Here is an 18,382-nt window from a genome sequence, read left to right on the forward strand (position 1 = left end):
CGACCCCGCTTTCACCAGCGGATTGCGCTCAGACTAGCGCTGCCGGCTAGTTCTCGTAACCTGCCTGGATGTCGCTCAGGACCTGGTCGGTCGCCTTGCCGTCGACCCAGTCGACCATGCCCTTCCAGAACGAGCCGGAGCCCACCGTGGACGGCATCAGGTCGGACGCGTCGAAGCGGAAGACGGTCGAGTCGTCCTGCAGGATGCCCATGGCCTCCTGGAGGAACTCGCTGCTCGCCAGGCTCGCGTCGGCGTTCTTGTTGGCAGAGATCACGCCGCCCAGCTCGACGCGCGCGTCGGCGAACTCGGGGGATGCCATGAACTCGAGCACCTCGACGGTGGCCGCGTCGTCGTTGAAGGCTGCGACGAACTCGCCGCCACCCTCGACCTGCAGCTCGCCCTCGGTGATGCCGGGGGTGATGAAGGCGTACACGTCGCCCTCGGGGCCGACCTCGGGCGTCTCGCCTGCGGCGTTCTTCACGTCGAGGAAGTTGGCCGAGAGGAACGATGCCTGGTGGGTCAGCGCGCAGCTGCCGTCGGCGACCTTGGCGGCGACGTCGGCGAACGCGGTCGAGTTGATGCTCTTCACGTCGCCGAAGCCGGCGTTCACGTAGTCGGGGTTGAGGATGATCGAGCCGACTGCGTCGAACGCCTCCTTGATCTCGGGGTCGGTGAACTTCACGTCGCCGGCCACCCAGTCGTCGTAGACGTCAGGACCTGCCTGGCGCAGCACGAGGTCCTCGATCCAGTCGGTTCCGGGCCAGCCCGACGCGTCGCCCGACGCGAAGCCTGCGCACCAGGGCGCCTGGCCCGACTTCTCCTTGATGGTGTCGGTGAGAGCGATCATCTCGTCCCACGTCTTGGGAACCTCGACGCCCCACTCCTTGAACTTGGCGGGCGAGTACCAGACGTAGCCCTTCAGATTCGCGAGCATCGGCGCGGCGTAGAACGTGTCGTCGAACGTGCCGTAGGCCTTCCAGTCCTCCGACCAGTTCTCGTCGACGGCCTTCGAGACGCTCTCCGGTGCCTCGACGACCTTCCCGGTCTCGACGAGCGTCTTGAGCAGACCCGGCTGCGGCACGACGGCGATGTCGGGGGCGTCGCCACCGGTCACCTTGGTGACGATGTTGCCCTCGAAGCTCTTGTCGCCGGTGTACTCGACCTTGATGCCGGTCTCCTTCTCGAAGGCGGCGAAGCTCTCGTTGAGGTCGTCTGCCTCCGTGCCGGTGATGCCACCGGAGATGCGCACGGTCGCGCCCTTCACATCGCCATCACCACCTCCCTCTCCGGGGGTGGCCTCCGCGCAACCGGTCAGGGCGATTGCTGTCGCTCCGACCAGGGCGAGGGGAGCAAGCAGGCGGTATCGCTGTGACAGAGCCATGTGTTTTCTCCTCTTCCAGGGTGTTCCGGACCTCTTTCGGCGGAGAATTCCGCAACGTTGAGGAACCGATTCCAGGACAACCTACTTGCCCCGGGCGCCCCGGCACAATGCCACGCGGAGACAATCACACAACCGTTGTGCAGCCGTGACCCCGCGTGTGGGAGCGCTCCCACAGCCTAACCTGTGGAACCGGTTCCCTTCCACGCTCGATCTCGATACGCTGACCAGGCCCACCCCCGGAGGAACCCCATGAGCACGATCGCCGACGTCGCCGCACGAGCCGGCGTCTCCAAGGCCACGGCGAGCCGTGCGCTCAGCGGCGGCGGATACGTGTCGAACGAGACCAGGGAGAGAGTGCGCGCGGCCGCTCGCGAACTGCACTACGTCGCCCACTCCTCCGCCACGAGCCTCGCCACCGGCCGATCGCTTTCGGTGGGCGTGATCATTCCGGCACTCGATCGCTGGTTCTTCGCCGAGCTGCTCGCGGGCATCCAGCAGGGCCTGCTCGATGCCGGGCAGGATCTCGTCCTCTATGGCACCCAGGAGGGGTCGGACGAGCGGGCGCGGCTCTTCTCGGACGTGCTGCCCCGCCGACGCCTGGACGGGATCATCGCTGTCGGCATCCAGCCCAGCACCCATGAGCTGGAGACGCTCATGCAGGTCGGGTCGCCGCTCGTGAGCATCGGCGCCTACCGCGAGGACAACAGCGCCGTGTCGATCGACGACGAGGCGGCGGCTCGCATCGCGACCGAGCATCTGATCGACCTCGGGCACCGCGACATCGCCTTCCTCGGCGGGCGCGAGGATGCCGCGACGCATGCATACGGCGACGAGCAGCGCCTGCGCGGCTACCGCGCCGCGATGACGACGGCATCGCTGCACGCCGAGATCCGTCATGCGGTCGGGGAGTCGACGACGCCAGGCGGCTACGAGGCCGGCGTGCGGATGCTCGGCGACAGGCAGAACAGGCCGACAGCTTTCGTCGCCGTCTGCGACGAGGCCGCGATCGGCGGCATCATCGCCGCCAGACGGCTCGGCCTGTCTGTGCCGGCCGAGCTCAGCGTCGTCGGGATCGACGATCATGCACACGCCGAGATGTTCGCGCTGACGACCGTGCGCCAGCAGCCGAGGATGCAGGGGCTGGCCGCGGTCGAGCTGCTGCGCCGGCGGATGGATGCCCCTGACGCACCTGCTGAGCATCAGGCGCTGGCATCGGAGCTGGTCGTGCGCGCGTCGACCGCGGTGCCGCGCGCATAGCGCCCTGAATCGAGACCGGCCCCGTGAACGGCAGAAGGCCCCCGGTCGGAACCGGGGGCCTTCTGTAGGCGGTGACGCGTGATTACTTGAGGGTGACCGTGGCGCCGGCGGCCTCCAGGGCCTCCTTCGCCTTGTCTGCGGTCTCCTTGTTGGCGCCCTCGAGGACGGCCTTCGGAGCACCGTCGACGACGGCCTTGGCCTCGCCGAGGCCCAGCGAGGTGAGCTCGCGGACGGTCTTGATGACCTGGATCTTCTTGTCGCCGGCAGCCTCGAGGATGACGTCGAACGAGTCCTTCTCCTCCTCGGCAGCGGCCTCGCCAGCGCCACCGGCAGCGCCGGCAACGGCGACGGGGGCGGCAGCGGTGACGTCGAACTTCTCCTCGAACGCCTTCACGAACTCGCTGAGCTCGACAAGGGTGAGACCAGCAAACTGCTCCAGCAGCTCCTCAGTGGTGAGCTTCGCCATGATGTTTTCTCCTAATGAATGGGGTTTGTGTGAGGAAATCGCCGGACGCTCACGCGGCCTCTGCGGTCTCCAGCTTTTCGCGAAGCGCGTCGATGGTGGCCGCAGCCTTGCCCATCGTCGCCTTCATCATGCCCGCTGCCTTCGCCAGCAGAACCTCACGGCTCTCGAGCGAGGCGTACTTGTTGACCTCGTCGGCGTCGAGGGTCTTGCCCTCGAAGACGCCGCCCTTGATCACGAGAAGCGGGTTGGCCTTGGCGAAGTCACGAAGAGCCTTGGCAGTGGCGACGAAGTCACCGTGCACGAACGCCACAGCCGACGGGCCCTTGAAGCCGTCGTCAAGCGTCGTGATCCCCGCGTTGTTCGCGGCGATCTTGGTCAGCGTGTTCTTCACCACGGCGTACTCCGCGTCCTGACGGATAGCCGTGCGCAGCTCCTTGAGCTGGGCAACCGTCAGACCGCGGTACTCGGTCAGCAGGACGGCGTTCGAGTTCTCGAAAGACTTCGTGAGCTCGGCAACCGTTGCATCCTTCTGCGCCATGGTCACTCCTTACGTGTACGGACGCCACGCGGATGCGGGACGTCGACCTCGACCACCCACCACATGAGAGAAGCTCCGGCGCAAGCGCACGGAGCTTCAAAAGAATTCGCACACCTGCGCGGGCCCCTGCTGAGCAGTGCTTCGATCGCCTCGCGCTTGCGCGCACGACGATGACCGGCGGTCTTCGGTTACCGATACTCTACGGCATCCCGCTCCCCCACCCAAATCCCCGCCCTGTGCACCACCGGCGTCGACTCCGTCCTTGCCCCTGTTGAGCTACCTCGCCCCCGTTGGTTCACGTAAGTGAGCAGGGGCGGGGTAGCTGAACGGGGGCGAGGACGACAAGCGATCACCCGGGTGGGCGGATGCCGAACGATGCCAGCTTCGCGCCGAGAGCCGACGCGCTCGTAATGTCCTCCGAGCCCCAGCGGACGATGCGCCATCCGGTGACGCCCCGGATGTCGTCTTCACGCCGCTTCTCGGCGATGACGACCTCGTCGGCGCTTCTTCGCCCTCGAATGCTGTCGTCGAGGTACTTGCCCTGACCGTCGAACTCTCCGAAACACCGTGACCGTCGAAACCCGAAATCGAGCCAGTAGTTCTGTCCGGCCGAGCCCACGACGTGCACCTGGAGCGCAGGGGCGCTGAAGCCGAGGCTCAGCAGATGCAGCCGACTCACGCTCTCGCCCGGCAACTGCGCACGTCCGTCCGCGACGCTCAGGATCTCCCTCGCACCCCTGATACCGGGACGGCGGGGACGCTCGGCACGCGCCAACATCTGCTCCTTCCAGTCCCGGGTGATGTCTGCGTCCTGTACCTGCCCTGACACCGCGACGCTTCGCAGAGCGGCGTCCGCGGCCGACAGCGCAACGGTCGCCGCGCTCGTGCACGCGAGATCGAGCACCGTGCGCTCGAGCGAGGTGCAGCGGATTCCGTCGCGTTCGACGATGTCAACGGCGTCGATCGGCACACGATGCCACATCACTCCGGCGGCCGTCCTTCCGTGACGCGCGGTCATGATCGCCGCATGCACGCGCTTCGGCGCGAGCCTGTACAGAGGCAGGCCATGCAGCACCGCAGCCGAAGCACCCCAGAAGACCGGCCCGGGCGCCGCGGAGTTGAGCTGGGTCGCCACCACCTCCACGAGGTGGCGGCCTTCATTCCACAGGGATGCCCATGCGTCACCCTCCACGTATCGGTTGTTGCGCACTCGGCGGAGCACGCCGTCGGTCACCAGGTGCTCGATCTCGCGCTCGGAATGGCCGCGAGAGCGGAGCTCCGCTCGAGTGGTGATGAGAGCGCGAGCTCCTGCGATGTCGATGCTCTTCGGCATCCACCGATCCTGGTCGCTCGCCGCATCCGCCCTCGGTCTGCCCACAGCCGTACCGCGATCTGGCACCGAATCCGCGATTGTGGAGGACGACTGAACGCAAGCCACTCGCTCCCGCCCCCGCTGACCTACTTCGCCCCCGTTCGCTTACGCAGCTGAGCAGGGGCGGGGTAGCCGAACCGGGGCGAAGACGAAGGGGGGTGCCCCGGGGTGCCGGGGCGCGGCGTGTGAGCGGGGGACGCGCGGGGGCGGGAGTTAGGCTTCTGAGGTGACTCCCGAACTCCACGCTCGCATCCTCGCGGACTCCCGCGATCGGGTCGCCTGGCTTCGGGCACGGGCACGCGGGATCACGGCGACCGACGTCGCTGGGCTGTCCGGCGAGGCCTCGATCGCACGCGCGGCGGATGCCAAGCTCGGAGCCGGTCCGCGGTTCGGCGGCAACGCCTACACCGATCACGGTCGCCGTCGCGAGCCGGAGATCGCAGCCTGGGTCGCTGCGACGCACGGCATCCTGCCGTCGTCAGCGCTGTTCCACGCCGAGGTCGAGAAGCGCCACCTTGCTACTCCCGACGGGATCTGCGTCGACGGCGAGGGCCGCGTGCTGCTCGCCGAGATCAAGACCACCAACAAGTCGTGGCGCACGATTCCGCGCACGTACCTGCGGCAGGTGTGGTGGCAGCAGCACGTGCTCGGCGCCGAGCGCACGCTGTTCGTCTGGGAAGAGCATGACGACTTCAATCCCATCCACGACGAGCCCCGCTCGGTGTGGATCGACCGCGACGAGAAGGAGATCGACCAGCTGGTCGGTCTCGCGACCCGCCTGATCGACGAGCTCTACCGCCGGACCACGGGTCAGACGCCTCCCTCGCGCGCGCCTCTCGCGCCGAGCCGCCGCAACGCGCTGCGTGAACGCGACATGTTCCGCGCCCTCGCACTCTCGGAGTGACCAGGAGCCCGGCACCGACCGAGCACCCCAGGGCGAGCACCCGTCACACCGGGGCGAGCACCCGCGCCGCCTCTGCCGCGACCTCGGCCGCGATCTCGTCGAGCAGCCGTGAACGCAGGTTCCACTGCTGCCAGTGCAGACCCACGCGCAGCGTCGGCCCGCCGAGGGGCACGAGCACACCCGCATCCTGCAGCACGGGCACCATCCCCCAGCCGAGCCCGAGCTCGACGGCGCGTGCGTAGTCATGCGAGGCGGGCACGTAGTGACGAGGCACCCCTTCGGGGCTGACGCCGTTCGCGCGCAGCCACTCATGCTGCAGCGTGTCGCGGCGATCGAAGTCGACGAAGGGTGCAAGGGCGAGCGCATCGGGGGTGACGCCGCGGCCGAACCAGCGGTCGGCGAAGCCACGCTCGGCCATCGCACGGTATTCCAGCACGCCGAGCGGGGAGGACGAGCATCCGGCCACCGGCGTCTCCTCACTCGTCACCGCCGCCATCACCGTGCCCGACTCGAGCAGCCGGGCGGTGAAGTTCTGGTCGTCGCGGTGCAGGTCGAAGTCGATCGCCCGCTCAGCCGACATCCGCGCCAGCGGCTGCAGGAACCAGGTCGCCATCGAGTCGGCGTTGACCGCAAGCGGGATGCTGATGCGCGCCCCCTCTTCATCCAGCCCGAGGCTGCCCAGCGCGTCGTGTTCGAGCAGGGCGATCTGTCGGGCCAGCCTGACGACCGCCTCGCCCGCCGCGGTGAGACGCACCGGCTTGGTGCGCACGACGAGCACTCGACCCAGCTGCTGCTCGAGCAGCTTGAGGCGCTGACTCACCGCAGACGGGGTGATCCGCAGGCGCCGGGAACCCGCCTCGAGGGTGCCCTCGTCGGCGACGGCCGCCACGGTGGCGGCGAGCTCAGGATCGATCCGCATCATAAGCAATGCTAATGGTTCAGAAGAGATCATCGCTGGTGCTCATCATCACGACGGACATAGCGTGATCTGCATGCTCACCCTTCTCGCCGGTCTCGGCCTCGGCCTCTCGCTCATCGTCGCCATCGGAGCTCAGAACGTGTTCGTGCTCCGCCAGGGCATCAGACGCGAGCACGTGCTCTGGGTCGTCATCATCTGCGCCGTCTCGGACGCGCTGCTGATCGTCGCCGGCGTGGCAGGGCTCGGTTACCTGGTATCGGCCGCCCCCTGGCTCGTCACCGTGGCTCGCTGGGCCGGTGCCGCCTTCCTGTTCGTCTACGCCGTGATGGCCGCGCGCCGCGCCTGGCGGGGCGGCGAGGCACTCAGCGTCGAGACGACGGATGCCTCTGACGCGACGTCATCGACCGGAGCGGGCACCGCGACGCTCACCCGAGCCGGCACGCGACTCGCGCCCGTGATCCTGACGACGCTCGCGCTCACCTGGCTCAACCCGCACGTGTATCTCGACACCGTGCTCATGCTGGGCTCGATCGCCGCCACTCACGGCGAGAACCGCTGGCTGTTCGCCGCGGGAGCCATCGTCGCGAGCATCGTATGGTTCACCGCGCTCGGATTCGGTGCCCGCTACGTGGGCCGCTGGCTGCGCACCGAGCGTTCGTGGCGTGTGCTCGACGCCGTCATCGCGCTGGTCATGCTCACCCTCGCCGTGTCGCTCGTGCTGCCAGTGATGGCCGGCTGACCGGCTCCGCCGCGCGGCTGGCCGGCCGACCCGGCTCCGCCGCGGAGAGACCGCCCCGCGCCGCCGGCGGGACGCAGAAGGCCCCCGCCGGCGAACCGGCGGGGGCCTTGATGCAGTCGGTCAGTCTCAGATGGCGTTGACGTCCAGCGGGATGCCGGGGCCGAACGTGGTCGACACGGCGCCCTTCTGGATGTAGCGGCCCTTCGAGCTCGACGGCTTGAGGCGGACGATCTCTTCGAGAGCGGCGCCGATGTTCTCGTTCAGCTGCTCAGCGGTGAACGAGGCCTTGCCGACGATGAAGTGCACGTTGGCGTGCTTGTCGACGCGGAACTCGATCTTTCCGCCCTTGATCTCCTCGACGGCCTTGGCCGGGTTGGGGGTCACGGTGCCGGTCTTGGGGTTGGGCATGAGGCCACGGGGGCCGAGCACCTTGCCCAGACGACCGACCTGGCCCATGAGCTCGGGGGTCGAGACGGCTGCGTCGAAGTCGGTCCAGCCGCCGGCGACCTTCTCGATGAGCTCGGCGCCGCCGACCTCGTCTGCGCCTGCGGCGATGGCGGCCTCAGCGGCGGCACCGTTCGCGAACACGATGACGCGAGCGGTCTTGCCCGTGCCGTGCGGCAGCATGACGGTGCCGCGCACCATCTGGTCAGCCTTGCGGGGGTCGACCGAGAGCTTGAGCGCGACCTCGACGGTCGAGTCGAACTTCGCCGAACCGGTCTCCTTCGCGAGGGCGACGGCCTCGGTCGGGGTGTAGAAGCGGTCTGCCTCGATCTTGGCGAGGGCAGCCTGGTATGCCTTGGACTTGGTAGCCATTGTTATCTCCCTCAGCCCTCGACCGTGATGCCCATCGAGCGCGCGGTGCCCTCGATGATCTTCGATGCGGCGTCGATGTCGTTCGCGTTCAGGTCAGCCTGCTTGGTCTCGGCGATCTGACGGACCTGGTCCTTGGTGATCTTGCCGACCTTGACGGTGTGCGGGGTGGCCGAGGCCTTCGCGACACCGGCGGCCTTCTTGATCAGCTCGGCTGCCGGCGGGGTCTTCAGGATGAACGTGAAGCTGCGGTCCTCGTAGACGGTGATCTCCACGGGGATGACGTTGCCGCGCTGCGACTCGGTCGCGGCGTTGTACGCCTTGCAGAACTCCATGATGTTGACGCCGTGCTGACCGAGCGCGGGGCCGATCGGCGGCGCCGGGTTGGCTGCACCGGCGTTGATCTGAAGCTTGATCAGGCCGGTCACCTTCTTCTTAGGTGCCATTCTCTTTCCTTTCATCGAGCGGATGCCCAGGGCATCCCTCTCCCGCCTCCCCGGCATCTCCGGGGCGCGGTGGTGTCTGCGCTCGCGCGCAAACCACAACAGTCTACCGCATGCAGAACGCCCCGCCGGACGGAGCCGGCGGGGCGCTGTGCTGACGCTGAGCGTCAGATCATCTTGGTGACCTGCTCGAACGACAGCTCGACCGGGGTCTCGCGCTCGAAGAGCGAGACGAGCACGGTGAGCTTGCCGCTGGCGGCGTTGATCTCGCTGATCGTTCCGGGCAGCCCCGCGAACGAGCCCTCCTTGATCGTGATGGTCTCGCCGACCTCGAAGTCGACCTCGGCGGCCATGGGGCGCGCCACGGCGACCCCGCCCTTGGCGGCGATGGACTTCGCGGTCGGGACGTCCTTCACCTCGACGAGCGACTTGAGCATGTTGAACGCCTCTTCGAAGCGCAGCGGCGTCGGGTTGTGGGCGTTGCCGACGAAGCCGGTGACACCGGGAGTGTGGCGAACGACCGACCAGGTGTCCTCGTTGAGCTCCATGCGCACCAGCACGTAGCCGGGGATGCGCACGCGGTTGACCATCTTGCGCTGGCCGTTCTTGATCTCGACGACGTCCTCCATCGGGACCTCGATCTGGTAGATGTCGTCCTCGACCTCGAGCGTCGACTTGCGCTGCTCGATGTTGGCCTTCACCTTGCGCTCGAAGCCGGCGTAGGAGTGGATGACGTACCACTTGCCCGGCAGCATGCGCAGGTCTGCGCGGAACGCCTCGTACGGGTCCTCCTCGGCGGCGGACTCGTCGTCGGCGGAGTCGCCGACCTCGGGGCCGTCGTACGGGGCGACCTCGTCGGCCGCGGCCGCCTCGGCCTCGGCGGACTCCTCCGCCACAGCGTCGTTGAGGACCTCGGCGGCTGCTTCCGTCTCAGCCGCTTCGTCCAGGTTCAGAGCGTCGTTCACGATCGCGTCCGCCTCCGGGTCTTCGATTTCGATGTCATCGGTGTCGTCGTAGTCCACGCCGATCTCGCCGTCGCCCTCGATGTGCAGGGCGTTGTGCTCGGCGGCCGTGGAGGACTGCTCCTGCTCGGCGAGCACGTTGCCCTCCTGGGCCTCGTCCTCTTCGCTGGACTGCTCTGCAGCGGTCGCCCAGTCGGCGTCGTCGGAATACTTGTCAGACACTTTGCTTCTTTCCAATAGCTGCGACTGCCCGGCGTACGGGCGGTCGAAGTGGGTGCATCAGCTCAGCGGGACTCCGAACACGTAGTGCGCCCCGGTTCCGAAGAGCCAGTCGAGTCCGTAGACCAGACCCATGACGATCAGCACGAAGACGAACACCACGGTGGTGAACTTGGCGAGTTCCTTGCGGGTCGGCGTGACGACCTTGCGCAGTTCGCCGATCACCTGGCGGAAGAACAGGGCGATGCGTCCGAAGAAGCCGAGCTTGCTGTCGCGCAGGGCGTAGGTGCCCGAGGCGGCGATCTCGCCGCGAACGTCGTCCTGGTCCATGCACGTACCTTTCGTGAGTCAGCATGCGCTGACGCGCAGGGCGGACAGGAATCGAACCTGCAACCTGCGGTTTTGGAGACCGCTGCTCTGCCAATTGAGCTACCGCCCTAGAGACCGGGTGGCCTCTGGGTCCGCCTCCCCGCCGCGGCCCTGAGGCACGGTGAAGGATGCAGACAACTGCCCCTCAAGTGTACGGCATCCGGAACCGTCGGCCGAACCGGGGCCGACGCCCGCGTGAGTCGCGCCGGTTCGGGCAGACTGGTAGTGCCGGTCGCGACCGGCTCAGGTTCGGTGTCGAGAGGGGCGCAGTGGGCGCGGATGCACAGCAGTTCCAGGTCGATCTTCGTGGAGTCGTCGATCTGCTGAGCAGGCACATCTACTCCGGCCCGCGGGTGTACCTGCGGGAGCTGCTGCAGAACGCCAGGGATGCCATCGCCGCCCGCTCCGAGGTCGACGGCGGGGGCACCGGCATCCGGATCACCCCTCTCGCCGACGACGGGGGCGAGTTCGTCCTGCGCGACGACGGGGTCGGCCTCACCGCCGCCGAGGTCGCCGACCTGCTCGCGACCGTCGGCAGAAGCTCGAAGCGCGACATCTTCGACATGCCGCGCAGCGACTACCTGGGGCAGTTCGGCATCGGACTGCTCAGCTGCTTCATGGTGTCGGACCGCATCGTCATCCGCTCGCGCAGTGCGCGAGGCGGTGCGGCGGTGGAATGGACCGGCAGCTCCGACGGCACCTTCCGGGTGGTCGAGCTCGCCGACGACCTGCCCGTCGGCACGAGCGTGCATCTGACTCCTCGGTTCGAGCACGCCGACCTGCTGCGGCCCGCCGCTGTCAGGCAGCTCGCCCAGGACTTCGGCGAGTTCCTGCCGGTGCGTGTCACGGTCGGGATGCCCGGCGGCGACGTCGACATCACCCGCCCCGCGCCGTTCCTCGGCGAAGGAGACGCGGATGCCGCTCTCGCGTATGGACGCGACCTCATCGGCGCGACCCCGATGGACGTGATCGAGATCTCCGAACCGGCGACCGGCACCCGGGGTCTCGCGTACGTGCTGCCGTTCGCGCCACCGCCGAACCTGCGGCAGGCGACGCGCACGTACCTCGGCCGGATGCTGCTCTCCGAGCGCTCGGCGGAGGTGCTGCCCGACTGGGCGTTCTTCGTGCGTGCCGTCGTCGACTCCACCGGCCTCTCCCCCACTGCCAGCCGTGAATCGCTCGTCGAGGACGCCGCCCTCGAGCACGTGCGCGACCAGCTCGGAGCCGGCATCCGTCGCTGGGTGCTCGAACTGGGGCTCACCGCCCCGCACCTGCTCACGCAGTTCGTCGCGGTGCACGAGCTGGGGCTGAAGTCGCTCGTGCGCCATGACGACGAGCTCGCCCGGTTCATCACCCGATGGCTGACCGTCGAGACGACGCACGGCAGCATCCGCGTCGGCGATCTGGTCGAGCGCCACAAGCACATCCGCTACGCGCGCACCGTCGACGAGTTCCGTCAGGTGGCGGGCATCGTGCCGGCATCCGAGGTGCTCGTCAACGGCGGCTACCTGTACGACGCCGATCTGATCGCCGGCCTCCCCGCGCTGTTCCCCGACGTCACCGTCGAGCAGATCGACGTCACCGGCGAGCTCGACAGGCTCGACCCGCCCCCGCTCGACGACCGCGAGGCGGCGATCGCGCTCGAGGCGCGGGCGGGCGCCGTGCTCGCGGCATCCGGATGCGGTGTGATCGTCCGCTCCATCGACCGCGCCGACCTCACCGGGCTGTACGTCGCCGACCCGCGCGTGCTGCGCGCCATCGACCGTGGACGCACCAAGGGCATCACCGGCGGGCTCTGGGGCGGCGTGCTCTCGAGAGTGGACGACACCGTCGGCGGTGCAGGCGACGACGACCTGCGAGCGCGGCTGTGCCTGAACTGGTCGAACCGGGTCGTGCGCACCCTCGCGGGAGTCGACGACGACGCCGTGTTCTCCCGCACCGTGCAGCTGCTGTACATCCAGGCGCTGCTGGCCGGCCATCACCCGCTCGGCGACGCCGATCGGGCGATGATGACCACGGCGCTGACCGACCTCGTCGCCCTGTCGGCCGGCGTGCGCGACGACTTCCCCTTCGACGGCCTCGACCTGCCCGATTCCCTCACCGAGGAGCTTTGATGACAGACCCGACGACGCGATTCCAGCAGCTGCTCGACGAGATCGACAGCACTCCCTGGGGCCCTCACGAGCAGAATCTGACCGCCGAGGCGGTCGCGCTCGCTCAGGAGCTCGGCGACGAGCAGTTCGAGTACCAGGCGCGCATGCGCCAGACGGCCTCGGCGAACATGGGCGGGCTCACCGACATCATGCTGAACTCGTTCGCGTGGTGCCTCGCGCACCACGACGCCGACCCGCAGCGCTTCCCTCTCGACATCGAGAACGGCGCAGCCGACCTGATGTGGCAGTTCAAGTGGATGGCCGCCACGCTGCGCGCCTCCCCCGCGTTCTCGAGCGAGCAGATCGCCGCCGTGCTCGACGACATGGAGGCGCACTACCGCCGCGCGGGCATCGGGCTGAGCGGCGTGCTGACCGCCCGCTTCGAAGACGCATGGGCATCGGGCCGCATCGACGAGGCCGAGCGGCTGCGCGGGCAGCTCGAGACGACTCCGCGCGACGACTACAGCCATTGCGACGCCTGCGGCCGAAGCCAGAACGCAGGGTTCTTCGCCGCCACCGACCGTGACGAGCAGGCCATCCGGCTGGTCGAGGAGATGATCGAGGGCGGCTTCTCCTGCGGCGAGGAGCCCGAGCACGCCCTCTCGCGCGTGCTGCTGCCGTACCTGCGCACGGGCCGTCTCGACGACGCCAGGTCGGCGCACCTGCGCAGCTACCGGCTGGCGAAGGACAATCCTGACAACCTCGGCATCATCGCCAACAACATCGTGTTCGCCGCGGTGACGGGCAACGAGGCGCGGGCACTGTCACTGGTCGAGCGCCACCTGCCGTGGCTGGCGCACGACCCGCTGAACGTCGACGGGCACTTCGCGATCCTCTCGGCGATCGCCTTCGCGCTCGACCGCGTGACCGCAGCCGGCCACGGCGACGCCACCGTGCGCGGCGCCGACGCCCCTGCGCTCGAGCCGTTCTTCGGCCCCCGCGAGGGCTCGTGGACGGCATCCGGTCTCGCCGCCGCCGCCGGCACCGCCGCCGACCGCATCGGCGCCGAGTTCGACGCACGCGACGGATCGACCTGGCATGCGCAGCGCCGCATCCGGATGCGGGCGCTGGCCGAGCAGAGCTGGGACGTGCCGATCCGCTCGGACGCGTTCGCCGTCGCGACGACCGCCCCAGAGCCCCCGGATGCCGAGGGCTGGTACGACCGAGCGGTCGCGCTGGCCAGCTACGGATCCGAGCTCGACGCCCTCGCTGCCGCCGCTCGCGCCGGAGAGCCCGCCGATGCCGAGAAGCGCGCACGGCTGCTCAGCCTGCGCATCGGCGCGTACGCGTCTCTGGAGGACTGGGCCAGCGCAGACGCGCTGCTGCCCGTGCGGGGCGAGGCGCTGCGGGAAGCGGGGCTCACCGAGCAGGCCGACCTGGAGGCCCGCCGGGGGCTCGCCCTGTACGGGCGCGGTGAGTCGGGAGATCAGGAAGGGCTCGAGCAGGAGTGGGCTGACGCCGCCCGGCTGCCGGCATGGACGCGCGGCGACATCGCCATCACCCTCGCCGCGTGGCGGCTGCGTTCTGACGACCCCGCCGGAGCCTCGGAGCTCACCGAGCAGGCGGCCGCATGCTTCGCCGAGGCCGGCGACGCGCGGCTCGTGGCGGCGAGCATCATGATGCGAGCGATGGCGCACGTCGCACTGGGTGAGGTCGACCAGGCTCTCGAGCTGATGCAGTCGCTGCTGGCCGATGACGATCTCAACCCGGGGCAGCGCGCGCGTCTGCTCGGAGTGCGAGCGCGGCTGCACGGCGGGATGGGGAATCTCGAGGACGGTGCGGCGGATGCTGACGCCGCCGTCGGCATCCTGACCCTGCTCGGCGCCGGCGGCGCGCTGGCCGAGGCTCAGATGCTCGCCGGCGCGCTGTGGGACGACGCCGGACACGCCGACAAGGCCGTGCCGCGCTACCGCGCAGGGGTTCAGCTGATGCGGGAACGCGACGCCGATGTCAGCGGCGCCGAGTTCCGGCTCGGACGCGCGATGCTGGCGGCAGGCCATGCGGCCGAGGCCGCCGAGCTGCTCGGCGACGTGCTGCAGCGCGAAGAGCAGAACGGCGCATCTGCTGCATCGCGTGCCCTGACGGCGGGCGTGCTGGCACGCGCACTCGCCGCCTCGGAGGAGTACGGCCACGCGTTGAGCGCCTACGGATACGCGGCGGAGCTGCATGAGGAGGCCGAGGAGCCTGCAGAGCAGGCGCTGGTGCTCACCGAGCAGGCGAAGATCCTCGCGCGGTTCGGCGAGCACTCCGACGCCCGCGACCTGCTCGAGCAGGCAGCCGACCTGGTGCGCCCCACCGAGGCGGTCGGCGCGATCGTCGACGTGCTGCACAACCTGGGCCAGGCGTACGGCGGCGCCCGCGACGAGCGTGCCTTCGCGCTCTTCGACGAGGTCGCCGCTCTCGCCGCCGAGCACGACGCCCCCTGGCTGCTCGCCGATGTGACCGACTCGCGCGGGCGCGCTCTGATCGAGTTCGACCGGCTCGACGACGCGATCGCGGCGCTGCTGACCGCGGCCGACGGCTTCGCCGAGGTCGGCGACGCCACCTCGGCAGGCGGCTCCGAGCTGTTCGCCGCCCGCGCGCTGGCGAGCGCCGATCGCCTCGACGACGCCGTGCCGCTGTATCGCAGCGTGCTCGATCGCGCAGCCGAGATCCCGCCGCTGCATCAGGTGGCGGCCCTCGAGCTCGGCGACGTGCTCGAGAAGCTCGGCCGCACCGGCGACGCCGCCGAGGTGCGCGCCCTGCTGGACTGAGTCAGGGGCATCCGGGCATCCGAGCGTTCGGGCGTTGGGGCGTTCGGGCGTTCGGGCGTTCGATTCACCCAGCGCAGGAGAACACGCGAGAACAGGCCGGATTCCCCCGGAATCTCCTGTCCTCGCGTGTTCTCCTGTCCTCGGCGAAGGTGAGTCGAAAGTCCGAAGAAGGCGATACAACGCAGAACAGGCCCGGTTCCGAGGAACCGGGCCTGTTCTCGTGAGACCGATCAGGCCTTGCGGATCAGCTTCTTGTTGACGAACTCGTCGGCGGCCAGCAGACCCAGCTCGCGCGAGGTGCCGCTGCGCTTCACGCCGCCGAACGGCAGCTCGGGGCTGTCGGCGAGCGCGATGTTCACGTAGACCATGCCCGCCTCGATGCGGTTCGCGACGCGCTCCGCCTGCTCGGGGTCGGTCGTGAACACGTACGAACCCAGACCGAAGGACGTGTCGTTCGCAAGCTCGACGGCGGCATCCTCGTCGGCGACGCGGTACACGACCGCAGCGGGGCCGAAGAGCTCCTCGCGGTACACGTCCATCTCGGGGGTCACGTCGGCGAGCACGGTCGGTGCGAAGAACGCGCCCTCACGGGTGCCTCCGGTCAGCACGGTCGCACCCTGCGCGACGGCCGTGTCGACTTGCTCCTGCAGGCGTTCGGCTGCGGCCAGCGACGACAGCGGGCCGAGCACGGTGTCCTCCTGCGTCGGGTCCTCGGCCGATACGGCGGCGAGAGCGGCCGTGAACTTCGAGGTGAACTCCTCGTACAGGCCGTCGACGACGACGAAGCGCTTGGCGCCGTTGCACGACTGTCCGTTGTTGTCGAGGCGCGCGTCGACGGCGAGCTGCACGACCGAGTCGAGGTCGTCGGCCGAGAGCACGATGAACGGGTCGGAGCCGCCCAGCTCGAGAGCGACCTTCTTGAGGTTGCGTCCGGCCACCTCGGCGACGGCGGCACCGGCGCGCTCGGAGCCGGTGACCGAGACGCCGTGCACGCGCGGGTCGGCGATGATGGTCGCCGCCTGCTCGTTGGTGGCGTACACGTTGACGTACGCGCCCTCGGGCAGGCCGGCGTCGCGGTAGATGGCCTCGATCGCGGCTGCCGACTCGGGGCACTGCGGTGCGTGCTTGAGGATGATCGTGTTGCCGATCGCGAGGTTCGGGGCGGCGAAGCGTGCGACCTGGTACGCCGGGAAGTTCCACGGCATGATGCCCAGCAGCGCTCCGAGCGGCGCACGGCGCACCACGGCCGTGCCCTCGCCCAGGATCTGCAGCGGCTGGTCGGCCGTGATCGCCTCGATGTTGTCGGCGTAGTACTCGATGATGTCGGCGGCGAACTCGACCTCTCCGACGGCGGCGGCGATCGGCTTGCCCATCTCGCGCACGATGATCGCACCGAGCTCGTCCTTGCGCTCGCGGTGCAGCTCGGCGATGCGGCGGATGACGGCGGCGCGGTCGGCCGGGGCGGTGGCTCCCCAGCTCTTCGCGGCCGAGGCCGCGGCCGCGATGGCCTGCTCGATCTGCTCGTCCGTGGCGGTGTCGTAGCTGGCGACGGTCTCGCCGGTGGCCGGATTGACGACGGCGTAGTCGGTCATTTCGGTTCCTCTCGTAAAGGGCGGATCAGCTGTTCGGGATCAGGGTGTACTTGGTCGACAGGTACTCGTGGATGCCCTCGGCGCCACCCTCACGGCCGACGCCGGACTGCTTCACACCGCCGAAGGGAGCGGCGGCGTTGGAGACGACGCCCACGTTCAGACCCATCATGCCCGTCTCGAGCGCGTCGATCATGCGGTGGCCGCGGGCGAGGTCCTCGGTGAACACGTACGAGACCAGGCCGTACTCGGTGTCGTTCGCGAGGCGCACGGCCTCTTCCTCGTCGGCGAAGGTCGCGATGGCGAGGACCGGTCCGAAGATCTCCTCGCGCAGGATGGCGCTGCCGGCGACGACGTCGGTCAGCACGGTGGGCTCGTAGAACGTGCCCGTGCCCTCGAGGGCCTTGCCGCCGGCGAGCACGCGCGCGCCGCGGTCGACGGCGTCGCCGACGAGCTCCTGCGCCTTGGCGACCGCATCCTCGTCGATCAGCGGGCCGATGGCCACGCCGTCCTCGGTGCCGCGGCCGATCTTCATCGCCTGCACGCGCTCGGCGACGCGACGGGCGAACTCGTCGGCGACGTCCTGGTGCACGATGAAGCGGTTGGCCGCGGTGCAGGCCTGGCCGATGTTGCGGAACTTCGCCGCCATCGCGCCATCGACGGCCTTGTCGAGGTCGGCGTCCTCGAAGACGACGAACGGAGCGTTGCCGCCCAGCTCCATCGACACGCGGAGGATGCCGTCCGCCGCCTGCGCGATGAGCTTGCGGCCCACCTCCGTGGAGCCGGTGAACGACAGCTTGCGCAGACGAGGGTCGGCGATGATCGGGCCCGACAGCGCTCCAGAGCGCGAGGTCTGCACGACGTTGACCACACCGGCGGGAAGGCCTGCCTCCTCGAGCAGCTTCGTGAAGAAGATGGTGGTCAGCGGGGTCAGTGCCGGCGGCTTGATCACCACGGTGCAGCCGGCGGCGAGCGCGGGCGCGATCTTGCGGGTCGCCATGGCGAACGGGAAGTTCCACGGGGTGACGAAGAACGACGGGCCGACGGGGCGCTGAGACACGACCATCTGACCGGTGCCCTCAGGGTTGCTGCCGTAGCGGCCGCTGATCCGAACGGCCTCCTCGCTGAACCAGCGGAGGAACTCGCCGCCGTAGACGACCTCGCCACGGGCCTCGGCCAGCGGCTTGCCCATCTCGAGGGTCATCAGCAGCGCGAGGTCCTCCTTGTGCTCCTGCACGAGGTCGAACGCGCGACGCAGGATGTCGCTGCGGGTGCGCGGGGCGGTGGCCGCCCAGGCATCCTGCGCGGCGACCGCCGCGTCGAGGGCGCGGATCCCGTCGGCCGGCGTCGCGTCGGCGATCGACGCGATCACCGCGTTGGTGGCGGGGTCGCGCACGTCGAAGGTGCGTCCCTCTTCGGCATCCGTCCACTGACCGCCGATGAAGAGGCCGCCGGGGACGCGGGAGAGGAGTTCCTGCTCGTTCGATGCGAGTGTCATGGTCGTC

At 69.2% G+C, this 18,382-nt stretch carries 16 protein-coding genes and 1 tRNA gene; 5 read left to right on the top strand and 12 right to left on the bottom strand.

Annotation, left to right across the window (positions count from 1 at the left end):
• Positions 1 to 46 precede the first annotated feature (46 nt).
• The gene (locus FVO59_RS01985; RefSeq protein WP_182254124.1) at positions 47 to 1,381 is read right to left on the bottom strand and encodes an ABC transporter substrate-binding protein; all 1,335 of its coding nucleotides are present in this window, start codon (positions 1,379 to 1,381) and stop codon (positions 47 to 49) included.
• A gap of 249 nt (positions 1,382 to 1,630) precedes the next feature.
• Here FVO59_RS01985 and FVO59_RS01990 point away from each other — a divergent pair, with 249 nt between their 5' ends.
• Positions 1,631 to 2,638, top strand: coding sequence for a LacI family DNA-binding transcriptional regulator (locus FVO59_RS01990; protein WP_182254127.1), 1,008 nt, complete (start codon positions 1,631 to 1,633; stop codon positions 2,636 to 2,638).
• An 82-nt stretch (positions 2,639 to 2,720) separates the two neighbouring features.
• Here FVO59_RS01990 and rplL read toward each other — a convergent pair whose 3' ends face one another.
• The 3 genes from rplL to FVO59_RS02005 all read right to left on the bottom strand — a co-directional run bounded on the left by rplL (position 2,721) and on the right by FVO59_RS02005 (position 4,975).
• Positions 2,721 to 3,104, bottom strand: coding sequence for a 50S ribosomal protein L7/L12 (rplL, locus tag FVO59_RS01995; RefSeq protein ID WP_182254129.1), 384 nt, complete (start codon positions 3,102 to 3,104; stop codon positions 2,721 to 2,723).
• A gap of 49 nt (positions 3,105 to 3,153) precedes the next feature.
• The gene (rplJ, locus tag FVO59_RS02000; RefSeq protein ID WP_182254131.1) at positions 3,154 to 3,642 is read right to left on the bottom strand and encodes a 50S ribosomal protein L10; all 489 of its coding nucleotides are present in this window, start codon (positions 3,640 to 3,642) and stop codon (positions 3,154 to 3,156) included.
• Positions 3,643 to 3,991: 349 nt separating this feature from the next.
• On the bottom strand, positions 3,992 to 4,975 hold the full coding sequence (locus FVO59_RS02005; protein ID WP_182254133.1) for a hypothetical protein: 984 nt from the start codon (positions 4,973 to 4,975) through the stop codon (positions 3,992 to 3,994).
• Positions 4,976 to 5,240: 265 nt separating this feature from the next.
• Here FVO59_RS02005 and FVO59_RS02010 point away from each other — a divergent pair, with 265 nt between their 5' ends.
• Complete coding sequence (locus FVO59_RS02010; protein WP_182254135.1) at positions 5,241 to 5,918, top strand: YqaJ viral recombinase family protein; 678 nt, start codon at positions 5,241 to 5,243, stop codon at positions 5,916 to 5,918.
• A gap of 43 nt (positions 5,919 to 5,961) precedes the next feature.
• Here FVO59_RS02010 and FVO59_RS02015 read toward each other — a convergent pair whose 3' ends face one another.
• Entirely contained in the window at positions 5,962 to 6,837 is an 876-nt protein-coding gene (locus FVO59_RS02015) for a LysR family transcriptional regulator ArgP (RefSeq protein WP_182256429.1), read from the bottom strand.
• Between the two features lie 73 nt (positions 6,838 to 6,910).
• Between FVO59_RS02015 and FVO59_RS02020 the strand changes: the two genes are divergently transcribed.
• Positions 6,911 to 7,576, top strand: a complete 666-nt coding sequence (locus FVO59_RS02020) for a LysE/ArgO family amino acid transporter (RefSeq protein WP_182254137.1) — start codon at positions 6,911 to 6,913, stop codon at positions 7,574 to 7,576.
• A 126-nt stretch (positions 7,577 to 7,702) separates the two neighbouring features.
• Here the strand turns inward: FVO59_RS02020 and rplA are convergent, their stop codons facing one another.
• The 5 genes from rplA to FVO59_RS02045 form a co-directional block, all read right to left on the bottom strand.
• On the bottom strand, positions 7,703 to 8,392 hold the full coding sequence (rplA, locus tag FVO59_RS02025; protein WP_182254139.1) for a 50S ribosomal protein L1: 690 nt from the start codon (positions 8,390 to 8,392) through the stop codon (positions 7,703 to 7,705).
• 11 nt (positions 8,393 to 8,403) lie between these two features.
• Positions 8,404 to 8,835, bottom strand: a complete 432-nt coding sequence (gene rplK, locus FVO59_RS02030) for a 50S ribosomal protein L11 (RefSeq protein WP_182254141.1) — start codon at positions 8,833 to 8,835, stop codon at positions 8,404 to 8,406.
• A 164-nt stretch (positions 8,836 to 8,999) separates the two neighbouring features.
• Complete coding sequence (gene nusG, locus FVO59_RS02035) at positions 9,000 to 10,016, bottom strand: transcription termination/antitermination protein NusG (RefSeq protein WP_182254143.1); 1,017 nt, start codon at positions 10,014 to 10,016, stop codon at positions 9,000 to 9,002.
• A gap of 57 nt (positions 10,017 to 10,073) precedes the next feature.
• On the bottom strand, positions 10,074 to 10,343 hold the full coding sequence (gene secE / locus FVO59_RS02040) for a preprotein translocase subunit SecE (protein ID WP_182254145.1): 270 nt from the start codon (positions 10,341 to 10,343) through the stop codon (positions 10,074 to 10,076).
• A gap of 36 nt (positions 10,344 to 10,379) precedes the next feature.
• Positions 10,380 to 10,452: transfer RNA gene (locus FVO59_RS02045), tRNA-Trp, on the bottom strand.
• A 199-nt stretch (positions 10,453 to 10,651) separates the two neighbouring features.
• Between FVO59_RS02045 and FVO59_RS02050 the strand changes: the two genes are divergently transcribed.
• Positions 10,652 to 12,496, top strand: a complete 1,845-nt coding sequence (locus tag FVO59_RS02050) for an HSP90 family protein (protein ID WP_259363369.1) — start codon at positions 10,652 to 10,654, stop codon at positions 12,494 to 12,496.
• Positions 12,496 to 15,288, top strand: coding sequence for a hypothetical protein (locus FVO59_RS02055; protein ID WP_182254148.1), 2,793 nt, complete (start codon positions 12,496 to 12,498; stop codon positions 15,286 to 15,288). Before FVO59_RS02050 ends, FVO59_RS02055 begins: the two co-directional genes overlap by 1 nt.
• A gap of 230 nt (positions 15,289 to 15,518) precedes the next feature.
• Here the strand turns inward: FVO59_RS02055 and FVO59_RS02060 are convergent, their stop codons facing one another.
• On the bottom strand, positions 15,519 to 16,880 hold the full coding sequence (locus FVO59_RS02060; RefSeq protein ID WP_182254150.1) for an NAD-dependent succinate-semialdehyde dehydrogenase: 1,362 nt from the start codon (positions 16,878 to 16,880) through the stop codon (positions 15,519 to 15,521).
• Between the two features lie 25 nt (positions 16,881 to 16,905).
• Positions 16,906 to 18,375, bottom strand: a complete 1,470-nt coding sequence (locus FVO59_RS02065; RefSeq protein WP_182254152.1) for an NAD-dependent succinate-semialdehyde dehydrogenase — start codon at positions 18,373 to 18,375, stop codon at positions 16,906 to 16,908.
• Positions 18,376 to 18,382 lie beyond the last annotated feature (7 nt).

Origin of the sequence: Microbacterium esteraromaticum (genome assembly GCF_014084045.1) — a bacterium.
Taxonomy (GTDB): Bacteria; Actinomycetota; Actinomycetes; order Actinomycetales; family Microbacteriaceae; genus Microbacterium; species Microbacterium esteraromaticum_D.

Excerpts from the sequence above, each read along its gene's own strand:
- rplL (WP_182254129.1), bottom strand. The coding sequence starts at position 3,104 with ATGGCGAAGCTCACCACTGAGGAGCTGCTGGAGCAGTTTGCTGGTCTC.
- FVO59_RS02020 (WP_182254137.1), top strand. The coding sequence starts at position 6,911 with ATGCTCACCCTTCTCGCCGGTCTCGGCCTCGGCCTCTCGCTCATCGTC.
- secE (WP_182254145.1), bottom strand. The coding sequence starts at position 10,343 with ATGGACCAGGACGACGTTCGCGGCGAGATCGCCGCCTCGGGCACCTAC.
- rplJ (WP_182254131.1), bottom strand. The coding sequence starts at position 3,642 with ATGGCGCAGAAGGATGCAACGGTTGCCGAGCTCACGAAGTCTTTCGAG.
- FVO59_RS02005 (WP_182254133.1), bottom strand. The coding sequence starts at position 4,975 with ATGCCGAAGAGCATCGACATCGCAGGAGCTCGCGCTCTCATCACCACT.
- FVO59_RS02065 (WP_182254152.1), bottom strand. The coding sequence starts at position 18,375 with ATGACACTCGCATCGAACGAGCAGGAACTCCTCTCCCGCGTCCCCGGC.
- FVO59_RS01990 (WP_182254127.1), top strand. The coding sequence starts at position 1,631 with ATGAGCACGATCGCCGACGTCGCCGCACGAGCCGGCGTCTCCAAGGCC.
- FVO59_RS01985 (WP_182254124.1), bottom strand. The coding sequence starts at position 1,381 with ATGGCTCTGTCACAGCGATACCGCCTGCTTGCTCCCCTCGCCCTGGTC.
- rplA (WP_182254139.1), bottom strand. The coding sequence starts at position 8,392 with ATGGCTACCAAGTCCAAGGCATACCAGGCTGCCCTCGCCAAGATCGAG.
- FVO59_RS02060 (WP_182254150.1), bottom strand. The coding sequence starts at position 16,880 with ATGACCGACTACGCCGTCGTCAATCCGGCCACCGGCGAGACCGTCGCC.
- FVO59_RS02015 (WP_182256429.1), bottom strand. The coding sequence starts at position 6,837 with ATGCGGATCGATCCTGAGCTCGCCGCCACCGTGGCGGCCGTCGCCGAC.
- FVO59_RS02055 (WP_182254148.1), top strand. The coding sequence starts at position 12,496 with ATGACAGACCCGACGACGCGATTCCAGCAGCTGCTCGACGAGATCGAC.
- rplK (WP_182254141.1), bottom strand. The coding sequence starts at position 8,835 with ATGGCACCTAAGAAGAAGGTGACCGGCCTGATCAAGCTTCAGATCAAC.